Origin of the sequence: Wenzhouxiangella sp. 15190, assembly GCF_003417465.1 — a bacterium.
GTDB lineage: Bacteria > Pseudomonadota > Gammaproteobacteria > Xanthomonadales > Wenzhouxiangellaceae > Wenzhouxiangella.
Window position 1 is genome coordinate 97,682 of record NZ_QVMV01000027.1, and the last position, 16,431, is coordinate 114,112.

General features: G+C 65.8%; 17 protein-coding genes. 13 read left to right on the forward strand and 4 right to left on the reverse strand.

Annotation, left to right across the window (positions count from 1 at the left end):
- Nucleotides 1–2: 2 nt before the first annotated feature.
- The 10 genes from cyoE to DZK26_RS06680 all read left to right on the forward strand — a co-directional run bounded on the left by cyoE (nucleotide 3) and on the right by DZK26_RS06680 (nucleotide 7,556).
- On the forward strand, nucleotides 3–929 hold the full coding sequence (gene cyoE, locus DZK26_RS06635; protein WP_116898262.1) for a heme o synthase: 927 nt from the start codon (nucleotides 3–5) through the stop codon (nucleotides 927–929).
- Nucleotides 930–1,733 (forward strand): SCO family protein, encoded by an 804-nt coding sequence (locus DZK26_RS06640; protein WP_116898263.1) that lies wholly within the window; start codon nucleotides 930–932, stop codon nucleotides 1,731–1,733.
- Entirely contained in the window at nucleotides 1,730–3,307 is a 1,578-nt protein-coding gene (locus DZK26_RS06645; protein ID WP_116898264.1) for a cytochrome b N-terminal domain-containing protein, read from the forward strand. Before DZK26_RS06640 ends, DZK26_RS06645 begins: the two co-directional genes overlap by 4 nt.
- The gene (locus tag DZK26_RS06650; RefSeq protein WP_116898265.1) at nucleotides 3,304–3,822 is read left to right on the forward strand and encodes a hypothetical protein; all 519 of its coding nucleotides are present in this window, start codon (nucleotides 3,304–3,306) and stop codon (nucleotides 3,820–3,822) included. The genes DZK26_RS06645 and DZK26_RS06650 overlap by 4 nt, the downstream gene beginning before the upstream one ends.
- Complete coding sequence (locus tag DZK26_RS06655) at nucleotides 3,819–5,216, forward strand: cbb3-type cytochrome c oxidase subunit I (protein WP_116898266.1); 1,398 nt, start codon at nucleotides 3,819–3,821, stop codon at nucleotides 5,214–5,216. Before DZK26_RS06650 ends, DZK26_RS06655 begins: the two co-directional genes overlap by 4 nt.
- A complete protein-coding gene (locus DZK26_RS06660; RefSeq protein WP_116898267.1) occupies nucleotides 5,209–5,412 on the forward strand; it encodes a hypothetical protein in 204 nt (67 codons plus the stop codon). The genes DZK26_RS06655 and DZK26_RS06660 overlap by 8 nt, the downstream gene beginning before the upstream one ends.
- Nucleotides 5,409–5,879 (forward strand): ferritin family protein, encoded by a 471-nt coding sequence (locus DZK26_RS06665; protein ID WP_116898268.1) that lies wholly within the window; start codon nucleotides 5,409–5,411, stop codon nucleotides 5,877–5,879. The genes DZK26_RS06660 and DZK26_RS06665 overlap by 4 nt, the downstream gene beginning before the upstream one ends.
- A 116-nt stretch (nucleotides 5,880–5,995) precedes the next feature.
- On the forward strand, nucleotides 5,996–6,346 hold the full coding sequence (locus tag DZK26_RS06670; protein ID WP_116898269.1) for a cytochrome c: 351 nt from the start codon (nucleotides 5,996–5,998) through the stop codon (nucleotides 6,344–6,346).
- Between the two features lie 32 nt (nucleotides 6,347–6,378).
- Complete coding sequence (locus DZK26_RS06675; RefSeq protein WP_116898270.1) at nucleotides 6,379–7,032, forward strand: SCO family protein; 654 nt, start codon at nucleotides 6,379–6,381, stop codon at nucleotides 7,030–7,032.
- Nucleotides 7,029–7,556: an SCP2 domain-containing protein gene (locus DZK26_RS06680; protein WP_116898271.1), complete on the forward strand. Its 528-nt coding sequence runs from the start codon at nucleotides 7,029–7,031 to the stop codon at nucleotides 7,554–7,556. The genes DZK26_RS06675 and DZK26_RS06680 overlap by 4 nt, the downstream gene beginning before the upstream one ends.
- A 16-nt stretch (nucleotides 7,557–7,572) precedes the next feature.
- Here DZK26_RS06680 and DZK26_RS06685 read toward each other — a convergent pair whose 3' ends face one another.
- Both DZK26_RS06685 and DZK26_RS06690 read right to left on the reverse strand, forming a co-directional pair.
- Nucleotides 7,573–8,442 carry a pirin family protein gene (locus DZK26_RS06685; RefSeq protein WP_116898272.1) on the reverse strand — a complete coding sequence of 290 codons (870 nt, stop codon included), beginning with the start codon at nucleotides 8,440–8,442 and terminating at the stop codon, nucleotides 7,573–7,575.
- Between the two features lie 23 nt (nucleotides 8,443–8,465).
- Nucleotides 8,466–9,068, reverse strand: coding sequence for an FMN-dependent NADH-azoreductase (locus tag DZK26_RS06690; RefSeq protein ID WP_116898273.1), 603 nt, complete (start codon nucleotides 9,066–9,068; stop codon nucleotides 8,466–8,468).
- Between the two features lie 144 nt (nucleotides 9,069–9,212).
- Between DZK26_RS06690 and DZK26_RS06695 the strand changes: the two genes are divergently transcribed.
- The 3 genes from DZK26_RS06695 (at nucleotide 9,213) to hrpB (ending at nucleotide 13,243) form a co-directional block, all read left to right on the forward strand.
- On the forward strand, nucleotides 9,213–10,109 hold the full coding sequence (locus DZK26_RS06695; protein ID WP_116898274.1) for a LysR family transcriptional regulator: 897 nt from the start codon (nucleotides 9,213–9,215) through the stop codon (nucleotides 10,107–10,109).
- 56 nt (nucleotides 10,110–10,165) lie between these two features.
- Complete coding sequence (locus DZK26_RS06700) at nucleotides 10,166–10,723, forward strand: thioredoxin family protein (protein WP_116898275.1); 558 nt, start codon at nucleotides 10,166–10,168, stop codon at nucleotides 10,721–10,723.
- Between the two features lie 102 nt (nucleotides 10,724–10,825).
- On the forward strand, nucleotides 10,826–13,243 hold the full coding sequence (hrpB, locus tag DZK26_RS06705) for an ATP-dependent helicase HrpB (RefSeq protein ID WP_116898276.1): 2,418 nt from the start codon (nucleotides 10,826–10,828) through the stop codon (nucleotides 13,241–13,243).
- Nucleotides 13,244–13,278: 35 nt separating this feature from the next.
- On the opposite strand, the gene DZK26_RS06710 is transcribed toward hrpB, so the two are convergent.
- Both DZK26_RS06710 and DZK26_RS06715 read right to left on the reverse strand, forming a co-directional pair.
- Nucleotides 13,279–15,384 (reverse strand): bifunctional diguanylate cyclase/phosphodiesterase, encoded by a 2,106-nt coding sequence (locus DZK26_RS06710; protein ID WP_116898277.1) that lies wholly within the window; start codon nucleotides 15,382–15,384, stop codon nucleotides 13,279–13,281.
- Entirely contained in the window at nucleotides 15,381–16,355 is a 975-nt protein-coding gene (locus DZK26_RS06715) for an ABC transporter substrate-binding protein (protein ID WP_181935617.1), read from the reverse strand. Before DZK26_RS06715 ends, DZK26_RS06710 begins: the two co-directional genes overlap by 4 nt.
- Nucleotides 16,356–16,431 lie beyond the last annotated feature (76 nt).

The following is a 16,431-nucleotide window of genomic DNA, read 5'->3' on the forward strand; positions in this document are numbered from 1 at the left end:
CCATGGCGCGCCAGCACGCACAAACGCAGACCCTGCCGGCGGTCGCCCCCGACGTGGCGCGACCCCGGCCGGGCCTGCTGTCCATCGCGCTGACCCTGTTCAAGGTCCGCATCGGGTCGGCGATCACGCTCTCGGCCCTTGGCGGCGCCGTGCTGGCCGGCGGCGGCTGGCCAGCGGCGGCCGATACCATCATCCTCGCCCTGTCGGTCCTGCTGGCGGCTTCGGGGGCCGGCGCCTTCAACCATTACTGGGATCGGGACATCGACGCAGTCATGGGCCGAACGCGCAAGCGCCCCTTCGTCAACGGCACGCTCGAGGCACACACCGGCTGGCCGGTGGCCTTCCTGGCGATGATCGCGGCCGGCTCGATCCTCGGCGGTTGGTGGTTCAACCCGGCCTCCGGCCTGTTCGTGGCCGCCGGTGCGCTCACCTACGCGCTGGTCTATACCGTATGGCTCAAGCGCCGCAACGATTGGAACATCGTCATTGGCGGCGCGGCCGGAAGCTGGGCGGTACTCGCCGGCGCGGCCGCCACCGGCCGGATCGCCGATCCGGACGTGATGCTGCTCGCCGCCGTCCTGTTTCTCTGGACGCCCTCGCATTTCTGGTCGCTGGCGATCGTCATCGCCGAAGACTACCGGCGTGCCGGCGTGCCGATGCTGCCGGTCACTCGCGGCATCAACACGGCGGTGCGCTGGAACCTGATCAACACCGCGATGCTGGTTACCGCCACACTATGGCTGACCGCACGCAGCGGCTCGATGCTGGTCTGGCTGCTGGCCGGAACCGGCGCGGCCTGGCTGGCCTGGACCACCCTGCTGATGGCGCGCGAGCCGTCCGCACCTCGTGCGATGACAGCATTCAAGGCCTCCCTCATCCAGCTCGGCCTGCTGCTGGCCGGCTTGTTTGCCATGCACGCGGTGCCATGAATGAACTGGGCTGCCCCCGGAAGACTCGCCCCGGCGCTGCTGGCGTTCGGGCTCCTGCTGCCGACCGCCGGCGTCTTCGCCGCCCGCGGTGATGCGCTCGAGATCAGCCAGGAAGCCATCGGCAACCGCGTTTCCGACCTGACCCTGATCGACAGCAACGGCGAGCGGCTGAAGCTGCACGATCTGCTCGAGCGGCCGCTGGGCATCAGCCTGATCTACACCGGCTGCGCGCATTCGTGCAGCGTCACCACGCGCTATCTCGACCGGGTTGTCCAGACCGCACGCGAGGCGATGGGCGAGGACAGCTTCGGCATGCTCACCATCGGCTTCGATCACGGCGTCGACACGCCCGAGTCGATGGCCAATCACGCCCGGCGTCACGGCGTTAACGATCCCGACTGGCAGTTCGTCGTCGCCGAACGAAGCGATGAACTCGAGCGGCTGATCGAACAACTGGGTTTCGTGTACACGCCGAGCCCACGCGGCTTCGACCACACCGTGCAGGTCAGCCTCCTCGATCGCGACGGCACGCTCTACCGGCAGATCTACGGCGAGACCTTCGAGGCACCGAAGCTGGTCGAGCCACTCAAGGACCTGGTCTGGCGCCGGCCGAAAAGCGAACAGGGACTGCTGGCCGGCATCGGCGAACGGATTCGCCTGTTCTGTACCGTCTACGATGCGCGCGGCGACCGCTACTACTTCGACTACTCGATGTTCATCGGCCTGGGCCTGGGTGGCCTCTTCCTGCTGCTCGTCGGCGGCTGGACCGGCCGGGAAGTGCTCAAGCGCCGGGGGTCAGAATGAGTTCCGCGCAAGCCCGACCGAGACCCGTCTGGCCGGCGCGCGCTCTGGCCCGTGGCGAATCGGTGCTGTCGAATGCCTTTGGAGGCGCCGCCAATCCTTTCCACCATCTCGGCGCACTGGCCATCTATTGCCTGTACATCGCGCTGGTCACCGGCATCTACCTGTTCGTTTTCTACAGCACCAACCTCGAAGGCGCCTGGCGCTCGGTCGAAGCCATCACCCACGAGCAGTGGATCATCGGCGGCGTCATGCGCAGCCTGCACCGCTACAGCTCGGATGCTGCCGTGCTGCTGCTGGCGCTGCACATGCTGCGCGAGTTAGTGCGATTGCGCCACACCGGGGCGCGCTGGTTCTCCTGGCTGACGGGCATGCCGCTGATCTGGATCGTGCTCATCTTCGGCATTTCCGGCTACTGGATGGTCTGGGACCAGCTTGCCGCCTGGGTCGCCACGGCCAGCGCGCGACTGCTCGACTGGCTGCCGATCTTCAGCGATCCGATGGGCAGCAGTTTCGTCAGCAACAAAACCGTCAGCGGCCGGCTTTTCACCCTGATCGGCTTCATTCATCTGGTCGGTCTACCGATCATCCTGGTTCTGGGCATCTGGTTTCACTTGCTGCGCGTGCGCTACCCCCGCATTCACCCGACGCGCAAGCTCATGCTCGGCAGCCTCGCCGGCCTGCTGGTGCTGTCGCTGGTCGTGCCGGTGACCAGCCATGCCCCGGCCGACCTGGAGGCCGTGCCCGGCGTACTGGCCATCGACTGGTTCTACCTGGCCGTTTTTCCATTGCAGTCGCTGTCCTCACCCGGCACGATCTGGCTGGCCGGCACCGGGGGCACCCTGCTGCTGGCCGCGCTGCCGTGGATCCTGCCGCGCCGGCGCCAGCCGGTTGCCGAGGTTCACCTTCCGGACTGCACGGGCTGTGGCTTCTGCGCCGAGGACTGCCCCTACGGCGCGATCGACATGGTGCCGCGCACGGACGGTCGCAACTTCGAACTCGAGGCCAGGGTCAACGCCTCGCTGTGCGTGTCATGCGGTATCTGCACCGGTTCCTGCCCCTCATCGTCGCCGTTTCGCCAGCGCACACCGCTGACGACCGGCATCGAGATGCCGCACTTCACCATGGACGACTTCCGGAACGAGCTCGACCGTGCCCGCGACTCGGAACTCACCGGTGACCGGATCCTGGTCTTCGGCTGCGACCACGGCGTGGACGTGGAAAAGGCCGAGATCGGGACCGCCCACAGCATGGTGCTGCCTTGTGTCGGCCTGCTGCCGCCGCCCGGCATCGATTACGCGCTGCGCAACAGCGGCTACGCCGGCGTGGCCGTGGCCGGCTGCGCCGACTGCGACTGTCATCACCGACTGGGTGAGCGCTGGACGCAGGAGCGCATCGAGCGGGAACGCCAGCCCGGCCTGCGCAAGCGCGTGCCGCGGGAACGCCTGTTCACGTTCTGGGCCAAACCCGGGCAGGAGAAGGATCTGAGCCTGCGTCTTGAGGCGTTTTCGGCGGGCCTGGACAAGGCCTCGGCACCGGAAGCACCGCGGCTGGCCATTCGGAGGACCGGCACATGAAAGCGCTCGCACTCAGCGGACAGGGTCTGACCTGGGCGGTGCTGGCCGCGCTCGTCGGCCTGTTCGGACAGGGGCCGTCGTTTACGCCATACGAGCCCGGACAGGCACTGATCAAGCTGTCGATGGCGCATTTGCCCGAGCGGCTCGAGCCCTGCCGGCAACTGAGCGAAGCCGAGCGCGAGGCGCTGCCCCCGACACGGCGCGTCGAGGAAGTGTGCGGACGCGAGCGGGCGCCGACCCGCTTCGAACTGCGTCTCGACGGCGAGCTGTTGGTCGCCGAGACGGTTGAACCGGCCGGGTTGTCCAGCGGTGGCCGCTCCTACTACCTCGAGTATCTGCCGGTCGATCCGGGTCGCTACACGGTCACGGTCCGGCTGGCCGATACCCCTCGCACGACGGGCTTCGACCTCGAGCGTGAAATGAATCTGGACCTGAATGCCGGCGAGTCGGCGCTGATCGAGATCGGCGACGACGGCGTGTCGCTCGGCGGTGTTGAAACGGAGGAATCGTCATGAACTCATCGAACTGGAACCTGGCCGTCCCCTCGGATTTCCGCGGCCGGCTGGCGCGCGCCTGGCTGCTGACGGCCGTCGGCGCGCTGCTGATTTCCGGGCTGTTCGTCATCCTGATCGTTGCTTCGCGCACGCCCGGAGTAGAGCAGCTGTTTCCGCTCAAGAACTTCTTTCACCTGGCCATCGTCGTGCACGTGGACTTCTCCGTGCTGGTGTGGTTCGCCGCCTTCGGGGCGGTGATGTGGACCCTGGTCAGTACACCAGCGGCTCGCCGCAGTGCCTGGCTCGGCCTGGGCCTGGTCATCGCCGGCTCGGTCTTGCTGGCCGCCTCGCCGTTCAGGCCGGGCGAGGCGATCATGAGCAACTACGTGCCGGTACTCGACAACACCCTGTTCCTTTCGGGTCTCTCGGTACTCGGCATCGGCGTGCTGGTGAGCAGTCTGCGCACGCTGTTCAACCCCCTGCCGGGCAGCATCCAGCCGGCCGAAGCCGGCGTCATGCGCTTCGGCGTGCAAACCGGCGTGATCGCCCTGGTACTGGCCGGCGGACTGCTGCTGTGGTCGCTGTTCGCGCTGCCGCCCTGGCTTGACGGTGCCCAGTACTACGAGGTGCTGTTCTGGGGCGGCGGGCACGTGCTGCAGTTCGCGTGGGTACAGTTCATGCTGGTCGCCTGGTTGTGGCTGGCGGCCGCCGCCGGCCTGCGCTTTCTCGTCGGACCGCGCCTGGTGCTGGGCCTGCTGCTGGCCGGGGTGTTGCCGGCGTTTCTGGCCGTCTGGGGCTATCTGTACTTCGAGGTCGGCGGTCCCGGCCATCGCACGTTCTTCATCTGGCTGATGGCCGCCGGCGGCGGCCTGGCGGCGGGCCCACTGGGCCTGGCGCTGGTGCTCGGCTGGATGCGCAGCCAATCCACGGCCGACTCGCGCCAGCGTGGCCTGCGCACGGCTCTGCTGTTCTCCATCGGCCTGTTCGGCCTCGGCGGCGCGCTGGGTTTCCTGATCGACGAGTCCAACACCATCGTGCCGGCCCACTACCACGGCTGCATCGTCGCCATCACCCTGACTTTCATGGCGCTTTCGCTGCATCTGCTGCCTCGTTTCGGCTTTGCCCCGGCAGGCGAACGCCTGACCCGGCTGATGCCCTGGGTCTACGGCGGCGGCCAGGTGCTGCACGTCTTCGGCCTGGCATTGGCCGGGGGCCACGGCGTGCAGCGCAAGACCGCGGGTGCCGCCCAGGGCCTCGAGGGCCTGGCGCAAGTGGGCGGCATGGCGGTGATGGGCGCCGGCGGGCTGATCGCCATCATCGGCGGCATCCTGTTCCTGATCGCCTTCGCTCGCGCGCTGATTTCGCGTGCTCCCGGTATTGACGTCCACATCGACAAGGCGCCGCACCATGCTTGAGGTCCTGCTCTTCGGCGTGTTCGTCCTGCTCGCCTATTTCGTGGCTCACCATGCCGTCATGGCCCTGGAGCGGCGCCACGGCCGGCCGCTGGGATTGTGGCGGACGCTGTGGTTTTTCCTGATCTTTCTTGCGCTGCTGCTGGCAGCCCAATGGCTCACCCCGTATCTGCTGAACCTGGGAGGCACGAACCCGTGATCGACGACCTGGAACGATTCCTGCGCCTGGCGGCGAAGCTCGAAGCCGACGCCGCCGACGGCTATGCCCGGCTGGCCGAAATCATGCGACCCGACGGGCACCATGAAGTGGCCGACATGTTCGCCAAGTTCGGCGAGTTCTCACGGCTGCACCTGGCCGAAGTCCGCGAACTGCAAAAGGACGAGCTCGACCGCGAGTTCGACCCGCGCGTCGACGAGCCGGAGTGGCCGGACGCCCACAGCCCCGAAAACCCCTTGGCACTGGCGCCGCTGACCGACATCACGCCGAAAGGCGCCATCGACATGGCGCTCGAGACCGAGCGGCGGGCCTGCGACTTCTATTCGGCCGTGGCCGGCCAGACCCGCTCGGATCGCGTCCAGGAGCTGGCTCAGATGTTCGCTGAGGAAGAAGGTGAGCACGTCGAGCACCTGCAGCGCTGGCTCGGGCGCCTGGACAGCCCGCAATAGGTGTATAATGGATTCATGTTTATCGGCGGGTTCAGGATGCGTTCATGGTAACCGTCCCGTCGAGCATTAGAATGTAGCAACGCACAACCTAATGACCTGACTTAAGGAGAGTCGAAATGCGTGTTCTGATTACCGCCCTGGTTCTTTCCGCCGGCAGCCTGCTGGCCCATTCCGCCCTGGCGGCCGATGCCGCCGCGGGCGAGGCCAAGTTCAAGCAGCTCTGCTCCACCTGCCACGGCCAGTCCGGCCAGGGCGACGGCCCGGCTTCTGCCAGCCTCAACCCGCAACCGCGCGACATGAGCGACAGCGAGTGGCAGGAATCGGTGGACGATGACCACATTCGCACCGTCATCAAGGACGGCGGAGCGGCTGTCGGCCTGGCAGCGACCATGGCCCCGTTCGGCCATTCTCTGAACGATGAGGACCTGGACAACCTGGTCGCCTACATCCGCAGTCTCGACGACTGAAACCTTAGACGGTCTCCGTGTTTGGCAAGGGCATGAAGATCCGACGCATCCGACTGATCGTCGCGCTCGTCCTGCTTATGGCCGTGACCCTGGCGACCGGGCTGCTGGTCGGGCGGACGCCGCCCGCCGGCACGGGCTGGGGTTCGGCCGAGCCGGACGTCCGTGCCGTGATGTGGCCCGAACCACTGCCCCTGGCCGACGTCGAGCTCGAAACCCAGCACGGCGCGCCCTTCACCCGGTCCGACCTGGAAGGGCAGTGGAGCCTGATGTTCTTCGGCTATCTGCAGTGTCCGGACGTTTGCCCCACCAGCCTGTCGGCGATGCGCGAAATGCGCCAGCTGCTCGCCCAGCGCGACGGCAACGATGACTTGCAGTATTACTTCGTCTCGGTCGATCCGATCAACGACGATCCGGCCGAAATGGTCGACTACCTTGCAGGCTTCGACCCGGGCTTCATCGGGCTGCATGGCCCGAAGCAGCAGATCCGCAGCCTGGCCGACAGCATGGCCGTCAAGTTCGAGCGTTTCGAGAACGACAGCGGCTATGTCAGCATCGATCACACCAGTTCGGTGATGATGATCGACCCCAGTGGCCGGATGGTCGGCGCTCTGCCGCCACCGCTGGTGCCCGAACAGATGGTCCGGCGCTACCTGGACCTTAGAAATTACCTGGAGAACGCGCCATGAACCCTGCCGGCTCGCTTCCCCATCCGCTCGATGGCATCGCCCGCCGCATGCCGCCGCCGGGTTTGGTCGCCCTGCCGCTGAGGATTTGCCCGCCGCCGATCCAGCGACATATGCTCGAGCGGATTCTCAACCGGGTTCTGGCCGCAATGATCGCCGACGGCGAATTCGACTTCCTGGCCGGGCGGCGACTGGCCATCGAGGTCAGCGACATGCGATTGCGCTGGGTCGTCACCGCCGGCGAAGATCGGCTCGAGACGGTCGGCGGCCAGGAAGCGGCGGACAGCACGATCCGCGGACGGGCGCTGGAATTCGTGTTGCTGGCCTCCAGGCTGGAAGACCCCGACACCTTGTTCTTCCAGCGCCGTCTGGAAGTGACCGGGGATACCAGCATCGGCCTGACCACCCGCAACCTGCTGGACCGAATGCCGATCGAGGACATGCCCCTGCCGCTGCGCATCGTACTCAACCGTGCCGGTCGGTTCGCGCAGCGAATCCGTCGCCAGAAGGCCGAACGCACAGCCTGACGCCTCCGGACGTTCCTCAAGCCTCCGTCAACCGACCCTCCCTGTATTCCTCCACCGCGCGCTCGATCTCCTCGCGCGTGTTCATCACGAAGGGTCCGTACTGGGCCACCGGCTCGCCGAGGGGCCGGGCCGCCAGAAGAAGCAGGCGCGCACCTTTGTCTCCCGCAGCAATCCGTACGCGCTCGCCGTCGCCCAGAATGCCGGCGGCCCGATGCGGCAGTGATCGGCCGGCGATCTCGGCCGCTCCGTCGTACAGATAGGCAAAGGCGCTGTGACCCGGTGTCACCGGCAGCTCGATCTCGGTCGAGGGCTCGAGGTGCACGTCGAGATAGAGCGGATCGGTTGCCATGCGGCCGTCCTCGCCGTTGACCGGCCCCGCGATGGTTCGTCCGTCCAGCGCCAGGCGCCCGGCGATGACGCGAACCGCCCCGGCGGGCAACTCGATCGTCGGAATCGCATCGGACGGAATGTCGCGATAGTCTGCCGGCTTCATTTTCTCGGCCGCCGGCAGGTTGATCCACAGCTGAAAACCGCGCATGCGTCCCTCCGACTGTTGCGGCATCTCGGAGTGAATCACGCCGCGGCCGGCCGTCATCCACTGCACGCCGCCGGGCCCGAGATCGCCGGTGTTGCCCAGGTGATCGCGGTGCTGCATACGCCCTTCGAGCATGTAGGTGACCGTCTCGAAGCCGCGGTGCGGGTGCGGTGGGAAGCCGGCGAGATAGTCGTCCGGATTGTCGGAATAGAATTCGTCGAGCATCAGAAACGGATCGAGCCGGACATCGTCATTGGCCTGCTGGCCGAGGCTTCGCCGCAGTTTGACGCCGGCGCCGTCGGAAGTGGGCAGCGATTCGATGATGCGTTCGAGTGTTCGGGTGGTGGTCATGATGGCTTCTCCTCGACGGCCTTTCAGGCCGTCAGTTGTTCAATGGCTTCGGCCGCTTGCATTCGGGACTGTTCGGCCTGCTCGGGGCCCATCGCCAGGCCCTCGGCATAGGTGAAGCGGATATCGCGAATGCCCAGCATGTTGAAGAACATGCGTACCAGCGGTGTCTGGGTATCCTTTTCCGTACCCTGGTAATGGCCGCCCCGGGCGGCGAGGACATATAGCGGCTTGTCGTCGATCAGACCCTTGGGCCCGTTCTCGGAATAGCGGAAAGTCACCCCGGCACGGGCGACATGATCCATCCAGGCCTTGAGCGTCGACGGCACCGAGAAGTTGTACATGGGCAGGCCTAGCACGACTTCGTCGGCCGATTTCAACTCGGCAATCAGGGAATCCGAGACTGCCGTGGCGCCGTGCTGTTCGGGCGTGCGCTCGGCCGAGTCGACCTGGAAGCCCTTGAAGGCCTCCGCGCTCAGGTGCGCAATGGGCTCAAGCGCCAGGTCGCGGCACAAGACCTGGCCATCGGGATTGTTCTTGCGCCAGCGCGCGGTGAAGGCGTCAGCGAGTTGGCTGGACTGACCCTGACCGTTGAACAGGCTCGACTTGATGACGAGTAGTGTTTTCATGTGTTCTATCTCCCGTTGAGTGAGGGACAAGAAGTCAGGCATCAGGGTCGGCCTGACTTCTCTGATTAACTGGCCTCAGGTTACATTTGATGGAGTCGACTAAAAAGCGCAAAATATTGGCTATATCATTCGAGTTATTCGAACATGGAGCATACGAAGATCTCGCTGGAGCAGTGGCGCGCACTGGTGGCGGTGGTCGAGGCCGGCAGCTATGCGGCGGCGGCCGAGGCCGTCAACAAGTCGGCGTCAACGCTCAACTATGCCATCGACCGGATCGAGACCCTGCTGGGCCTGGAACTGTTTCACATCGAGGGGCGACGGGCCGTGCTTACGGCGTCCGGCCGGACCCTGTATCGGCGCGCAAAAGCGCTGCTGGACGAATCCGGCCAACTCGAACGACTGGCCGGACGGCTGGCCGCCGGCGAAGAGGCCGAACTGCGACTGGCCGCCGAGATCATTTTTCCCACCTGGCTGCTGCTGGAATGCCTGGATGCGCTGTCGGCGGATTTCCCGAACATGCGCATTCAGCTCCACGAGTCGGTGCTCGGCGGCACCAGCGAGTTGCTCACCCGCGGCGCGGTGGACCTGGCCATCGCTTCGTCGGTTCCGCCGGGCTTCGTCGGCGATCCCCTGATGCGCCTGCGTTTCATCGCCGCAGCCGCGCCGCATCACCCACTTCACCAGCTCGATCGAAGCCTCACCCTGGATGACCTCCGACAGCATCGGCACCTGGTGATTCGCGACAGCGGTAGCCAGCCGGCTTCGAGCGCGGCCTGGGAAGTGAGCGAAAAACGCTGGACAGTGACCAGCAAGGCGACCTCCATCCGGGCCGCCTGCATGGGCCTGGGATTCGCGTGGTATGCCGAGGACATCATCCGGCAAGAACTCGACAGCGGCCAGCTCCAGCCGTTGCCGCTGGAGAAGGGCCGAGAGCGTGACGCCACGCTCTATCTGGTGTTCGCCGACGCCGACGGCGCCGGACCGGGTACCCGCCGCCTGGCCGAACTGCTCCAGCAGCAGCCGAGGAGCCGGAAAATGTAAACTGTGCAACGGATTGAGTACGCCTTCACCTTCATAGCCCGTAAAGCGAGAACACCATGGCAAGAACCGAATCCTCCATGCTGCCGCTGGGTACGCCGGCACCCGACTTCAAACTCCCCGACACCATCAGCGGCGAAACGCTGAGCTTCGAGGAGATCGCCGGGTCGCACGCCACGCTGGTGATGTTCATCTGCAACCACTGCCCGTTCGTCAAGCACGTGCTCGACGAACTGGTTCGCCTGGGCAACGACTACGATCGGGACCGGGTGGGCATGGTCGCCATCAGCAGCAACGACGTCACGGGTTATCCGCAGGACCGTCCCGAACGGATGACGGAGCTGGCTCGCTCGAAGCACTTCCCGTTTCCGTATCTATTCGACCAGTCCCAGAACGTCGCGCGCGCCTTCAACGCCGCCTGCACACCGGACTTCTACATCTTCGACGCCGATCGCCGCCTGGTCTATCGCGGCCAGCTCGACGACTCCCGACCCGGCAACGACAAGCCCGTCACGGGCAAGGACGTGCGCACGGCGCTCGACGCACTGCTGGCCGGTCAGCCGGTAGCGGAAGAGCAGAAGCCCTCGATCGGGTGCAATATCAAGTGGCGCGAATGAAGGGTTTCCGGTTTAGGGTTTACGGTTTCCGGGTCATCGTTGCGTCAAGGGTGGATCCCCTCCGTTAACCGTAACCCGTAAACCGTAAACCCAATCCCACTCATGCTCCCCATCGACGCCGTCCTTCCGGAACTGCTCGACACTCTGGAGCAAGGCAACACGGCGCTCCTGCAAGCGCCGACCGGCAGTGGCAAGACCACCCGGGTGCCGCTGGCATTGCTGGAGGCGGTCTGGCGGAAAGACCGGCGCATTCTCCTGCTCGAGCCTCGACGGCTGGCCGCCCGATCAGCGGCGCGCTTCATGGCCGGCCGGCTGGGCGAATCCGCCGGCGACACCGTCGGCTACCGCACTCGGCTGGATACCCGCGTGTCGGCCGCAACCCGCATCGAGGTCGTGACCGAAGGCATCCTCACGCGCATGATCCAGTCCGACCCGGCCCTGTCGGACTACGCCGCCGTGATCTTCGACGAATTTCACGAGCGCTCACTCCATGCCGACCTTGGGCTGGCCCTGGTGCGCGAATCGCAACAAGCGCTTCGCGACGACCTGCGCCTTCTCGTGATGTCGGCCACCCTGGCCAGTGAGCGGCTCTCCACGCTGCTGGGCGACTGTCCGGCCGTCGTCGCCGAAGGGCGCAGCTTTCCGGTCGAGCTGAGCTACCGGCCGCCACTTAGGCGCCAGGCCAGCATGGAGGCGCACGCCGCTGCCGTCGTGCGCGAAGCCCTCGACAACGAGACCGGATCGATCCTCGTATTCCTGCCGGGGATGCGCGAGATTCGTCGGGTGGCCGAGCGCCTGGAGGACGGCCTGCCCGAGAATGCACAACTCCACCTGCTGCACGGGCAACTGAGCCCGGGTGAACAGGACGAGGCCATTCGACCGGCGGCACCCGGCGCACGCAAGATCGTTCTGGCCAGCGCCATCGCCGAATCCAGCCTGACCATCGAGGGCATCCGTGTCGTGATCGACGCCGGCTGGCAACGCCGGGCGCGCTTCGATCCCAACAGCGGCATGACGCGGTTGGTCACCGAACGGGTCTCGAAGGCTTCGGCCGAGCAGCGACGCGGGCGCGCCGGGCGTCTGGAACCCGGTCACTGCTACCGGCTCTGGAGTGAATCGGAGCAGGACCGGCTGCAGCCGCAGGCATCCCCGGAGATCGTCTCCGCCGACCTGGCACCGCTGGTGCTCGAGCTGGCGCAGTGGGGCGTGAGCGATCCGGCCGGCATGGACTGGCTGGACCCGCCGCCAGCGGCATCGTGGAACCAGGCCGTGGAACTGCTGCAGGCCCTCGACGCGCTTGACGAAGAAGCCCGCATCACCGCAGAAGGGCGCGCCATGCTCGAGCTGGGTCTGCACCCGCGGCTGGCGCACATGGTTCTGTCGGGGCGCCGACTCGGCCTGGCGCGTACCGCAGCCGAATTGGCGGCCCTGCTCAGCGAGCGCGACATCGGGGGATTCGACGAGGTGGACATCGCCCTGCGCCTGACCCGCCTGCGCAAGGCCGGCAGACGGGCCCGCGGCATGCTGGCGCGAATCCGGCAGGCAGCCGATCGGCTGGCCGGCAAGCACCGCGACGAAGCTGCAGCGGACTACGGCATCGGCACCCTGCTGGCCTGCGCCTGGCCGGACCGCATCGGGCAGGCGCGCGAAGGACAACGCGGGCGCTTTCTGCTCAGTAACGGCCGCGGCGCCTTCGTCGATGCCGCCGACCCGCTGGCCGGCAGCGAATTCCTGGTTGCCTGTGATCTCGACGGACAGGCGCGCGAGGCGCGCGTTTACCTCGCCGCCGGAGTCACACGCGATGAAATCGAAGCAGTCCTCGGAGACCATGTCCGGACCCTCGAGTCGGCCGACTGGGACGAGCGGCGGGGAACCGTGGTGGCGAGACGCGAGCGCCGATTGGGCGCCCTGGTACTCGAGTCGACCGAGCTGCAACGACCTGACCCCGAAACCCTCCAGCTCGGCCTGCTGGCCGCGGTTCGAACAAAGGGGCTGGCGGCACTGCCCTGGACCGATTCAGCAAGGCAACTCCAGGCCCGGGTGAGCTTGCTGCGCTCATTGTGGCCCGGTGACTGGCCGGATTTGGGCGACGAAGCCCTGGCCGACACGCTCGAGCAGTGGCTTGCACCCTGGCTGGCCGGAATGAGCCGCTGGCAGGATATCCAGGCCCTCGACCTTGTTGCCGTTCTATCCAGCCTGATCGGACACGATCGGCTACGGCAACTCGACGAACTGGCACCGAAGCGCCTGACACTGCCCGACGGCCGCCAGGCGAAGCTGGATTACCGCTCGGACAACCCGCCGTCGCTGCGGGTCAAGCTGCAGGCGATGCTCGGCTGCCGGGACACACCGACCGTGGCCCGGGGCCGCGTTCCGGTGCAACTGCACCTGCTCTCCCCGGCGGACCGACCGCTGGCGGTCACCGCGGACCTGGCAAGCTTCTGGGACAATGTCTACCCCGACGTCCGCAAGGACATGCGCGGTCGCTATCCCAAGCACCACTGGCCGGAGAAACCCTGAACCCGATGCCGGCATCGCCCCGGCCCGGCACCCCATCACGAACCCCGGAGCGGCGAAACCGCCGAGTTGCGCCGCGCGTGAGTCGAGACGAGCTCTTCGAGGGGTAGCGGCCGGCCGTGCACGTAGCCCTGTGCGAAATCGACTCCGATTTCACGCAGCAGTTTGAGCGTTTCAGTGTCCTCCACGAACTCCGCCACGGTCTTCATGTCCAGCTCGTGAGCGATGTCGTTGATGGCGCTTACCATCGCGAGGTCGGCCGAATCCCGGGCCATGTCGCGCACGAAGATACCGTCGATCTTGACCAGGTCGACGGGCAGTCGTTTGAGGTAGCCGAAGGATGAAAGCCCCGTGCCGAAATCATCCAGTGCAAAGCGGCACCCCATCGCCCGGAGTCGATTGATGAAGACACGAGCCTGCGCGAGATTCTGCACGGCCGCGGTCTCGGTCACTTCAAAGCACAGGGCAGAAGCAGGAATGGAGTGTCCCCGGTCCAGCCAGTTGGAAACCTGCGCGATCAATTCCTCGTCGCCGAGGCTCAGCCCCGACAGGTTGATCGCACACGACGAAACGATATCGGCCAGGCCCGCATCGGCCTCGAGCCAGTCAAGCGTGTGTTTCACCACCCAGCGATCAATGCGATGCACCAGGTTGTATCTTTCGGCCGCCTCCAGGAATTCTCCCGGCGGCAGGATGCGGCCTCGCTCATCGAGCATGCGAACGAGAATCTCGAAATGAAGGCCCTCTTTTTCACCGGCGCCCAAAGGCACGATCGGCTGGGCGTACAGTTGCAGTCGATCCTGATCGAGCGCGGCCTGGATGCGGCTCACCCACTGCATGTCGCCGCGAACTTGCTCGCTTGCGAAGCGATCCACGCTGCCAATGTAGTAGCTGCCCCTGCCCTTGTCCTTCGCCCGATAGCAGGCAGCATCGGCGATTCCGAGGGCATCCGAGGCGCTCTGCAATTCCGCGGAAAGCTCGACCAGCCCCATACTGACCTGAACCCCGAAGCGTTCGCCACCGGAATCGAAACGCACCGTCGTCATTTCGTCCTGCAGTCGGGCGGCGATCGACTCAAGCGTCTCGTCGCCGGCCAATTCGAACAGCACGGCGAACTCGTCACCACCGACGCGGGCTGCGCAGACGATCTCCGGCAAGGCATCGCCTACCCGGTCGGCAACAATGCCCAGCAGTTCATCCCCGGCAAGATGGCCCTGCGTGTCGTTGATCACGCGCAGGCTGTCGACGTCGAGCAGCGCGACGGCGTACCTTCCGCCGCGCCGGCGAATGGCACGCAACGCCCTTTTCAACTCCACTTCGAAGCCGTGGCGGTTCAACAGGCCGGTCAATGCGTCATGGTCGGACAGGAAGGCGAGACGTTCGGAGTGTTCACGCAGTCGATGGGTCATCGCCTCCATTTCCCGACCCAGCTCGGCCAGTTCGTCCCGGCCGCGGATGTGCAGGGGCTGTTCGAAGTTCCCCTTGGCGACCTCCCGGACCGCACCGATCAGCGCATCGATTCTCCGAAGCAACAGCGAACGCAAGAGGGCCCAGAAAGCGAGGGCGATCATCGACACGATGGCAGCCCAGCCCAGCATCCTCGAGGCCAGGTTGCTGCGCCCGCGTGCCAGTTCGTGAGACAGGTCGGTCACGACGAAAAGGCTTCCGACGCGATTGGGTATGAGCTCCCCGGCCGACATGCGCATGTGCAATGGAAAGCGTCCGGTCAAGCGGCTACTGCCGACCAGGCGGATCAGAATCTCGCCCGGTCGATCCGCCTCCGGCAGGATATCGCGGAGATCCTGCGTTCGATCCCAGTCGCCAAAGGCTTGCCCAACGGCCCTCGCGTCGGAGGCATAGCGGATGGTTCCGTCAGGCGCCACGACGTAGACGGCGGCGACAACCGGGCTGGACGCGGATCGCTCGATGGCGGCCCGGACCTCGGCGGTATTGCGGTCCCTCAACGCCGCCTCGATTCCGGCAGCCGCGAAATTGGCCGTCGATCGCAGCTGGATTTCGGCAAGACGCAGGACATTGCTCTGCAGTTGCCGGTACTCGAAAAACCAACCGGTGGCGACGATCAGCAGACCTGCTGCCAGAATCAACAGGGGAACCACGTATCTCAGCGGCCAGCGCGAATTCATTGCCGGGCCGCCTGCTCCACGATCGACGATTCGATCATTGGTGTCAGGTCCGGAGCGCTGACCAGCATGCCCGCTTCCGTCATGATTCGGCACTGTTTCTCGAGTGCATCGAGCAGCTTGCGGGTGTCACCGGTCATCATGTCGAGGTTGGCCGTCAGATCGAATACTTCGACGCCGGCCATCGCCAGGCTGAAGTGCTCCGCTGAAATGGCCTGGCGCCGCGCCATGGTCCGGATGGTAGCCGCAGGATCGCTGCGGTACATCGAGATGGCTCGGTCGAGTCCGCGAACCAGTTTCACGAGGGCGGTGCGGTGCGCATCGATCGTGCGCTCATTGACCACGACCACGTCCAGGATTTCGTAGGGAATGGACTTGCTGTTGAACAACTCGATTGCCCCCTGATCCAACAGTTGGCTGCGGGTGGGTTCGTAGGTCACGACCGCATCGATCTCCCGGTCGCTCCAGGCGTTGAATTGACCCGCCGTATCGATATTGACGATTTCGACTTCGTCGCGCTCGAGACCGAGTTCATCGAGCGCCCTGACCAGCGTGTACATGCCGAGCGGGGCGACTTCGACGCCGATGCGAGCGCCCTTCAGGTCTTCGGCGTCGACACCCGGCCGGGCGAGCAAGGCATCCCCGCCAAGGCTTACATCGATGAAATAGATGATCCGGGTGTCGCCAACTTCGTTCAGTGTGCTCACGGCGAAGTGGCTGGTGATGAACATGACATCGACCAGGCCGTAACGGAAGCTGCGAACCAGCTCCGACGGCGTCTGGAAACCGACCAGACGGAAATCCTCGGGATCGAGCAGGTCTTCCTCGAGGGCCAGGTAGGCCAGGTCGTAGGGCGGCCACGCCAGAACCCCCACCCGAAGCGGCTCCTCGGGCGCCTTGCACGCCGTCGCCGCCAGGCCGCAGGCGGCGATCAGGCCTGCAATCAGCAAGCGGGCTACGGCGGTGCATAGCACGGGAAGTGCGTAAGTGGTGATGGCGTCTCACCTCGGTCGGACGATCCAATCAGTCTAGCGCAAGCAGCTCATGCTC